9 protein-coding genes and 2 rRNA genes are annotated in these 6,034 nt (G+C 49.1%); 3 read left to right on the top strand and 8 right to left on the bottom strand.

Annotated elements, in window-relative coordinates; all coding sequences use genetic code 11:
* A 16S ribosomal RNA gene (locus DNH61_RS15705) occupies nucleotides 1-123 on the bottom strand; the annotation flags it as partial.
* A 449-nt stretch (nucleotides 124-572) separates the two neighbouring features.
* Here DNH61_RS15705 and DNH61_RS15700 point away from each other — a divergent pair.
* A complete protein-coding gene (locus DNH61_RS15700; RefSeq protein ID WP_111147639.1) occupies nucleotides 573-1,424 on the top strand; it encodes a manganese catalase in 852 nt (283 codons plus the stop codon).
* A 63-nt stretch (nucleotides 1,425-1,487) separates the two neighbouring features.
* Here the strand turns inward: DNH61_RS15700 and DNH61_RS26445 are convergent, their stop codons facing one another.
* From DNH61_RS26445 to DNH61_RS15685, 4 genes are read right to left on the bottom strand one after another with little or no spacing between them, the layout of a single operon-like run.
* Nucleotides 1,488-1,649, bottom strand: coding sequence for a hypothetical protein (locus tag DNH61_RS26445; RefSeq protein ID WP_181438737.1), 162 nt, complete (start codon nucleotides 1,647-1,649; stop codon nucleotides 1,488-1,490).
* Between the two features lie 4 nt (nucleotides 1,650-1,653).
* Nucleotides 1,654-1,953, bottom strand: coding sequence for a spore coat protein (locus tag DNH61_RS15695; protein WP_111147638.1), 300 nt, complete (start codon nucleotides 1,951-1,953; stop codon nucleotides 1,654-1,656).
* A gap of 19 nt (nucleotides 1,954-1,972) precedes the next feature.
* Nucleotides 1,973-2,182 (bottom strand): spore coat protein, encoded by a 210-nt coding sequence (locus DNH61_RS15690; RefSeq protein ID WP_111147637.1) that lies wholly within the window; start codon nucleotides 2,180-2,182, stop codon nucleotides 1,973-1,975.
* A 37-nt stretch (nucleotides 2,183-2,219) separates the two neighbouring features.
* Entirely contained in the window at nucleotides 2,220-2,402 is a 183-nt protein-coding gene (locus DNH61_RS15685; RefSeq protein ID WP_111147636.1) for a hypothetical protein, read from the bottom strand.
* 128 nt (nucleotides 2,403-2,530) lie between these two features.
* Between DNH61_RS15685 and DNH61_RS15680 the strand changes: the two genes are divergently transcribed.
* Complete coding sequence (locus DNH61_RS15680; RefSeq protein ID WP_111147635.1) at nucleotides 2,531-3,034, top strand: spore coat protein; 504 nt, start codon at nucleotides 2,531-2,533, stop codon at nucleotides 3,032-3,034.
* Between the two features lie 49 nt (nucleotides 3,035-3,083).
* On the opposite strand, the gene DNH61_RS15675 is transcribed toward DNH61_RS15680, so the two are convergent.
* Nucleotides 3,084-3,254, bottom strand: a complete 171-nt coding sequence (locus DNH61_RS15675) for a YozQ family protein (protein ID WP_181438736.1) — start codon at nucleotides 3,252-3,254, stop codon at nucleotides 3,084-3,086.
* A 154-nt stretch (nucleotides 3,255-3,408) separates the two neighbouring features.
* Between DNH61_RS15675 and DNH61_RS15670 the strand changes: the two genes are divergently transcribed.
* Nucleotides 3,409-4,890, top strand: a complete 1,482-nt coding sequence (locus DNH61_RS15670; protein WP_111147633.1) for an amino acid permease — start codon at nucleotides 3,409-3,411, stop codon at nucleotides 4,888-4,890.
* Here the strand turns inward: DNH61_RS15670 and DNH61_RS15665 are convergent.
* Both DNH61_RS15665 and rrf read right to left on the bottom strand, forming a co-directional pair.
* Nucleotides 4,834-5,463: a LysE family transporter gene (locus DNH61_RS15665; protein ID WP_111147632.1), complete on the bottom strand. Its 630-nt coding sequence runs from the start codon at nucleotides 5,461-5,463 to the stop codon at nucleotides 4,834-4,836. The genes DNH61_RS15670 and DNH61_RS15665 overlap by 57 nt on opposite strands.
* Nucleotides 5,464-5,636: 173 nt before the next feature.
* Nucleotides 5,637-5,753 (bottom strand): 5S ribosomal RNA (gene rrf, locus DNH61_RS15660).
* Between the last annotated feature and the right edge of the window lie 281 nt (nucleotides 5,754-6,034).

Here is a 6,034-nt window from a genome sequence, read left to right as displayed (position 1 = left end):
GTGTTACTCACCCGTCCGCCGCTAATCTTTAAAGGTGCAAGCACCTTCAAAGATCCGCTCGACTTGCATGTATTAGGCACGCCGCCAGCGTTCGTCCTGAGCCAGGATCAAACTCTCCATTAAAGTTGAGTCTAACTTGCTCATTCTGTATTGCTTATCCATCATTCCATTAAAGGAATGACAGGGCAGTTCGCTCGTTGTTCAGTTTTCAAAGAACAATTACGGAAGCATTCATCTTGCGATATTCGCTCCGTCTTGCTTGTCCCTGCCGCTCTCGCGACCGGAATTAGAATATATCATATTTCGCAGATGATGTGCAAGTGTTTATTTTCCCCACTCGTTCGTGACCAGCTTATTCAGCCGTTCCAAACTCCCGCATCCTATCCACTCATTAGCCTTCTCTGACGGCCGGATTCATAGAATAACACGGCCCGTACACTTAAGCAACTGGAAGTTTCAAGCATCATCCGGTCAGCAACCTAAATATATTTCAAACCAAAAATAAAAGACATTTTCGGACAGACAGCACCCATATAATACATTGACCGCGAAACTTCGGAGGGAGTGACGACATGTTTTATCATGTGAAGGAGCTGCAATACCAGGCAAAGCCCGAACGCCCGGATCCGATCTTTGCCCGCAAGCTGCAGGAGGTGCTCGGTGGACAGTTTGGCGAGATGACAGTTGCGCTGCAGTATCTGTTCCAAGGCTGGAGTACACGTGGGGACGGCAAGTATAGGGATTTATTGTTCGATACCGGTGCGGAGGAGCTCGCCCACATTGAAATGCTCGCTACCATGATCGCCCGCTTGCTCGATGGCGCTCCAATTGGAGATACCGAAGAAGCTGCCAAAAACCCTGTTGTCGGAGCTATTCTCGGCGGGATGAACCCGCAGCATGTCATTGTATCCGGACTCGGCGCTATGCCGGCTGATAGCAACGGCAACCGTTGGGATGCCAAATACATGATCGCAAGCGGGAACCTCCTGGCTGATTTCCGTGCTAATCTTAACGCCGAATCCCAAGGCCGGCTGCAGGTCGTGCGCCTGTATGAGGAAACGAGCGACAGAGGCGTTCGTGATATGCTTTCCTGGCTTATTGCCCGTGATACCATGCACCAGAATCAATGGGCCGCCGCTATCGCCGAGCTGGAAGAGAAAGAAGGGCTTGTCGTGCCAAGCACATTCCCAAGGGAACTGGAGAAGAGAGAGGTATCCTATACGCTCTTCAATCTCTCCCGTGGAAACGAAAGCGCATGTGGCCGCTGGGCCAGTGGTCCAAGCATGGATGGCTGCGGCACCTTTCAATACGTCGAGAATCCTCAACCGCTCGCCCCAAAACCGGTATTGGCTCCAGCACCTCCCTATATTCATGATACACCGCCCGGCGTCTTAAAAGACGGACCTCTGATGCCTCCTATGTAACATCCGCATATATTACATAAACCCTCCCGGCTACGTAAGCCGGGAGGTTCTTGTGCTGTGCCTTTACTTCTTCCGGTCGCGCGGCCCGTTAATTCGTGAAGGCGCTCTGCCCGGTTCAATGATTACTGGCTGCTTCGTATAACGCGTTTCATGTGAGTGTACTGCCCCCGCCTGATGCGTACCCAAGTCCCGGGTCTCCGGGTTCGTCTCTTCTTTGCCGCTCATCACATTAACCCTGGGCTACTTTAAGGGCAAGCTGAGCGTTGTCCAGATCCATCTGGATTTGCGCTTTCGCATCACCCGGGTTGTACCAGCCTTTGCTGATCATATAATTGGAGATTTGCTCATGCGTATCGATGGCAGTATTCAGCTGACGCTTCAGCATATTGCGGACTTCCGGAGTTGCGGCTTCGGTAATCGCGTAAGACAAGTTACGAACACCCGATTTTGCTGTAATCAGAAAATCAGCTGCAATCACTTTATCGGTCATTACGTTCATACCTGTCATATTTTCTACAAGTGCGTTCATTGCAGCACCTCCTCATCTATTATTTAACTGCATTAGACAGTAATGATTGGAGCTCCTGAATAGCAGTCACACTATTAGTCACATCGGTATTTAAAATATTTTTAAGCTCTTGGTCGGTAACGAGCATCTGCATCGTCTTGGATTTTGTTACACATGTGTTTTTGAACATAAGCAGTTCGTGCATATCCAGCATCTCGTGTGCGCCCAGACCAGATGGTGTGTTCAGCATTTGTTTTCACCTCCTTTATCCGTACGCCAATCTTAAGTTACAGAGAAGCATTAAACTGCTTCAAATCCTCAATAAATTCTTTCGGCAGCTCTTTATCTTCACCGAAGCTCTCGCACAGCGTGTGAGCCACAAACTCAGCACTTACCCCGTAATGCTTCAAAATAGTATTAATCGTATCCAGGTGCTCATGGTTATCGACATACTCGTTCAGTCTGCTCATGATCTTCCCTCCTTTACTTCAGGACTTATTTTTTGCTTGAACCAATCGTTTTTATCCCGGTAAAAAAACATAGACAATTTCCCATTTGCCCGAACTGGGCATATGGTGTCTTATCAAACATTGGAGGGATGACGATCGTGTATTCCGATCAACGACACACTCAGCCTCACCTGGCATGGCATGAAACATTGGAGCTTCATGAACTGACCGCTTTCCAAAGCAATTACCTGATGGCCTTCAAGATGGACGTACCGGACATTAAGGATCCGACGCTGCGCGCCCTCTATGCCGAAACCATTGACGCGGTGGAGAACAACCTGAAGGAACTGATTGAATACGTACCGAAAGCTCCAACAATCGCACATAGAAACTCAGCAGACGATCTGACCGGATTTTATGGCGGACAGCTGCTTATCTTTGCCAAAACTGCTGTACGCAACTACGCCATTGCTGTGACAGAAACGGCTACACCAAAGCTCAGAGAAACCTTGACCCGTCAGCTGAATAAAGCCATTGAGCTTCACGCCAAGGCTTTCTACTTCATGTATGAGCGCGGTTTTTACCCTTCGTACAACCTGCAAAAGCTGCTAACTAACGACGTCATGCTGGCCAAAAAAGCACTATCCATGTAACAAAGCCAAGCAGTCCGGTTTCAGCCCCCCTTAGCCTGAAGCCGGTTTGCTATTTCCTATCCGGTTCATAACCTTGCCGCTCAACCTTCACCTTGCGATCCTTCAGCTGATGCACGCCATCACTGGTACCTGCCATATATACATCCGAAAATTGCTCATGTGTCAGCTCGGTCCCCTTAAGCTTATGAGGATCATCCTGTCCTTTTTGCCGCTCTGTCATGGGTTTCCCACCTTTCCTCAACATCATTACACGCCAACCATTATCCGCAGGACCGGCCCGCTTTATTCAACCTACACTCAGCACATAAAATCAGGCGGAACTATCCAACATAAGCCGTACCCGATTCAAAATCCATCTTAACAGGAGTGCAGCAATGAAATTCAAACATGGCGAAGCGACAAGCGCGAGAGCACATAACAATCCTGTCAATAAAGAGGACAAGCTGCATTGGTGGCAGCTGTCTCTGCTTGGTGTGGCTTTCACAATTGGTACAGGCTACTTTCTGGGATCCGGTATCGCGATCAAAATCGGCGGCCCCGGCGTTCTGATTGCGTTTGTTTTTGCCGGCTTTGGTACTTATATTGTCTTTGACGTCCTGGCGCGGATGACTTCTGAAGATCCTCTCGAAGGGTCTTTTCGCTCGTATGCCAAGAAAGCTTTCGGACGTTGGGCCGGCTTCACCAGCGGGTGGGTCTACTGGGCATCCGAGCTGCTCATTATGGGAAGTCAGATGACAGCCCTGTCTCTCTTCTCTCGCTTCTGGTTCCCGGATGTGCCCATGTGGCTGTTTGCCAGCGGCTATGCCATTCTCGGGTTAATCATCATTCTGCTTGGAACCAAAGGGTTTGAACGGTTTGAAAATGTGTTCGCCATCATTAAGGTTTCCGCCATTGTGATGTTTCTGATCATTGCCACGGCAGCCCTGATGGGCTGGATTGGTACCGGACGATATACGCCTTCTGTGCCTGGAACGGCCGGGGAATATTTTCCGCATGGCTTCATTGGGTTATGGTCCGCTCTGCTTTTTGCTTTCTACGCCTTTGGCGGCATCGAAATCATGGGTATTATGGCCATGCGGCTTCAAGATCCCAAGCAAGCGCCCAAGGCCGGGAAAATGATGCTGATGCTGCTCACGACAATCTACATCGCATCCATTATTCTGGCGATCACACTAGTGCCGTGGAACACCTTAAACGCAAAAAAGAGCCCCTTCTTGACGGCCCTTGATCAATATAACTTACCGCTTGTCCCGCATATCTTTAACGCCGTCCTGATCATCGCAGGCTTCTCTACAATGGTCGCCTCGCTGTTTGCGGTGACTACTATGCTGGTAACATTGGCACAGGATAAGGATGCCCCCGTCTTTTTCGCCAAGAAGGTGTTGAAGGGGTGTCCACTGCCAGCTATCGGTTTAACGACGGCCGGACTAATTGCCTCGATCATCTCTGCGCTGCTTATGCCGGGGAAAATCTACGAATATGTAACAACCGCTGCCGGATTGATGCTGCTCTACAACTGGTTCTTCATCCTGGTGACCTCCGGCAAGCTGCTCAAGCTCAGCAAGTGGGCGCAGGCCAAGCGATTTACCGGCATGCTTATCCTGCTTACTGCCGTTTCCGGTTCTCTGTTTCACGAGACAAGCCGGCCCGGATTTTATGTCAGTTTTGCGTTCGTTGCCCTTATTGGGTCTGTTACTCTCTTGATGATGCGCCATTGGAAGAAGACAGGGGGACATCGCACGCATATCGCTTCTGCCGGCGGGGAATCTGAGCATAAGATCATTGGTATGGATTACAAGTTAGGGGAAGAGAAGACGAAACGCTTGAATGCCAAAGTAAGATCCAAAACCGATTAACGATAAACCTGAAAGCATGGAAATAAACTTAAGCAGTCCGGACGTCATCCATTTGCGGAATGAGCTGGCTACAGCGGCCATGGTCAAATCCCACAGCAGGATACCAAAGATAATCGCTCCGCTATAGATGAGCAGTTGCCGGCTATCATACTTGGCAGCCGTCTCGGCTAGTACTGACCCATATATACCCAGCCAGAATAATATCGTCATTGGGTTCGATAGCGACATGAGAAAACCAGAAATAAAAGCCTTCAGCTTTGTTTCATCTTTTCCTTCGGAGCGGGCTTCCCCTATACTGTCGAGACTAAGTAAGCTCTCTATACCGGTATAAATGAGTACAAATGCACCAAAGAGGTAAAGGAAGGTTTTCATGAAGGGGATTTCAATAAAATGAACGATACCCATATACACCATCATCATATAGAGGGCATCTGCGGCCATAGCTCCTACTCCCACCAGCCAGGCATTCATGAAGCCGCTCTTGATCCCTCGGTCCAGCTGAGCCGCGTTGATTGGTCCGATTGGAGCGGATAGGGATAGTCCTAATAGGATGTAGCCGAAAATTGTATTCATATTAACCGGAGCCCTCCTGAGTCCTTAGGATGTACTATGTACTTGTACCATCTTATTCAGGAGGTTCGGCTTGTACGACTATTTCGCGAAAAATAATGCAGCGTCCTGTGCTGCTTGGCCAGACTGAAAATAGAATAAAGCCCGTTAAGCATTGTGCTTAACGGGCTTTATTAGCTTGGCAACGTCCTACTCTCCCAGGACCCTGCGGTCCAAGTACCATCGGCGCTGGAGGGCTTAACGGTCGTGTTCGAGATGGGAACGCGTGGATCCCCTCCGCCATCATCACCAAACAGTGTTTTTCGATGCTGCGCTTCTCCGAATCACTTCAGAAAATACACTACCATCATCATGATTAGGCTTCATTGAAATACTTCAGAAAAGACCGGACCATCTGCATGGTTGCGCTTCTCCGGATCACTTCAGAAAAGACCAATCATCGAAAGTTAGGATGTTACACCCTGAAAACCGGATGCGAATGAAGTTGTAGAACTTAGCTGGTTTGTTTGTTCTTAATAGGATAAGCCCTCGACCGATTAGTATTCGTCAGCTGCACGCATTGCTGCGCTTCCAC

The organism is Paenibacillus sambharensis, assembly GCF_003233845.1.
GTDB lineage: Bacteria > Bacillota > Bacilli > Paenibacillales > Paenibacillaceae > Paenibacillus_I > Paenibacillus_I sambharensis.
This window is presented reverse-complemented; position numbering and strand designations above follow the sequence as displayed.

Excerpts from the sequence above, each read along its gene's own strand:
- DNH61_RS15700 (WP_111147639.1), top strand. The coding sequence starts at position 573 with ATGTTTTATCATGTGAAGGAGCTGCAATACCAGGCAAAGCCCGAACGC.
- DNH61_RS15695 (WP_111147638.1), bottom strand. The coding sequence starts at position 1,953 with ATGAACGCACTTGTAGAAAATATGACAGGTATGAACGTAATGACCGAT.
- DNH61_RS15690 (WP_111147637.1), bottom strand. The coding sequence starts at position 2,182 with ATGCTGAACACACCATCTGGTCTGGGCGCACACGAGATGCTGGATATG.
- DNH61_RS15685 (WP_111147636.1), bottom strand. The coding sequence starts at position 2,402 with ATGAGCAGACTGAACGAGTATGTCGATAACCATGAGCACCTGGATACG.
- DNH61_RS15680 (WP_111147635.1), top strand. The coding sequence starts at position 2,531 with ATGACGATCGTGTATTCCGATCAACGACACACTCAGCCTCACCTGGCA.
- DNH61_RS26445 (WP_181438737.1), bottom strand. The coding sequence starts at position 1,649 with ATGAGCGGCAAAGAAGAGACGAACCCGGAGACCCGGGACTTGGGTACG.
- DNH61_RS15665 (WP_111147632.1), bottom strand. The coding sequence starts at position 5,463 with ATGAATACAATTTTCGGCTACATCCTATTAGGACTATCCCTATCCGCT.
- DNH61_RS15675 (WP_181438736.1), bottom strand. The coding sequence starts at position 3,254 with ATGACAGAGCGGCAAAAAGGACAGGATGATCCTCATAAGCTTAAGGGG.
- DNH61_RS15670 (WP_111147633.1), top strand. The coding sequence starts at position 3,409 with ATGAAATTCAAACATGGCGAAGCGACAAGCGCGAGAGCACATAACAAT.